This window comes from Acetobacter sp. DmW_043 (assembly GCF_002153485.1).
GTDB lineage: Bacteria > Pseudomonadota > Alphaproteobacteria > Acetobacterales > Acetobacteraceae > Acetobacter > Acetobacter thailandicus.
On record NZ_JOMN01000081.1, the window covers coordinates 1 to 1,216 of the forward strand.

The 1,216-nt window shown below is 44.7% G+C and carries 2 protein-coding genes; both read left to right on the forward strand.

What is annotated here, in order from left to right; all coding sequences use genetic code 11:
* Positions 1–273: 273 nt before the first annotated feature.
* Entirely contained in the window at positions 274–696 is a 423-nt protein-coding gene (locus HK11_RS11720; protein ID WP_086555499.1) for a hypothetical protein, read from the forward strand.
* Between the two features lie 269 nt (positions 697–965).
* A partial coding sequence (locus HK11_RS11725; RefSeq protein WP_198943268.1) for a hypothetical protein occupies positions 966–1,216 on the forward strand: 251 nt, incomplete at its 3' end.

Consider the following 1,216-nt stretch of genomic DNA (forward strand, 5'->3'; position numbering starts at 1 on the left):
GTGGCAACACGATACGACCGCTGCGCTCATACCTTCATGTCCGCAATCCACATCGCAGCAAGCTTCATTTTCTATCTTAAAGAATGAGTCCTGAGCCTAGACCATTAACAATTAAAGGGCAAACTGGAGGATGGTATGCCACGTTTGCAGATGGAACGGCGGTAGCTTAACGACCGGCAGGGGCTGTGAGTTTCCGAACACCCAATGATATGGAAACGGTTGAAATAAATACAAATGCAAATAAAATTTTAATTTCAGTCAAGGTGAAGATAAATGTTAAACTTCTACAAAGACATGCTTTCCTGTCTTGATGGTGGGGAGCTTGCAAGTTTGCTCTATACGTACCGAGGCTCCACCATGGAGTATTCTAAGAAGTGGTGTCAGGAGATATTAGATCTTGCATACAGGATGATGCAGTCTGGTCTTATATGGATCGCCTACTTTGACGAGTATGATACGGCTGAAGAAGCGAAAAATATCTTTGAGCAAATGGCAGAACAGTCTCCCAATATAGCTGAAGGAGGAGCAGTATGGTCTACATATCAGTATTATTTTTCCGGTGCTGGACAAGCCTTCTGGGATGAGTGGAAGACATCAGATGATGATGCATTGTACTGGCAAAAATTGAACCATATTTTTGATGAGCATCATGTAGGATTTGATAAATCCTGTTTTGTACCAGTAAAGTTTGAATAAAATTAAATAGTATTTTTTATGTTATGATAATGGCTTTCTCTGGTAAAAATCAGATGGGTTTTCAGTGCTGTTGCACTTCCTGGGCATGTAACGGTTAGCCAGTATTCCGAAGCTATACAGGATGCGATGGGCATCCTGACGGGTAGTTTGGGTAAAGATATTATTCTGGCGGTAACAGACTGAAATTACTCAACAAGACCAGAAAATCTGAAAATGAAGTCCCGCTCATAAGAGAGGGGGATGTTCCCCCACTGCCTTCGCACTATTTTGTGGCGGACACCTCTGTTCTGACCCTAACAGGGGCGCGTGCGATTGAAGCACTACGTCCGGGAGATCTTGTCATCTGCCGTGACGAAACACGGCAGATGAGTGTTGTGAAGCCGGTTGTCAGGCTTATACGTAATCATCATCAGACGATCCTGAGCCTTACGCTGCGGGGCAGTTCACGCGATGAGCTGCTGGCAGATCTCCCCGACAAGACAGAAGAAATCATCGGGGACAGGGGCTATGACAGCAACAG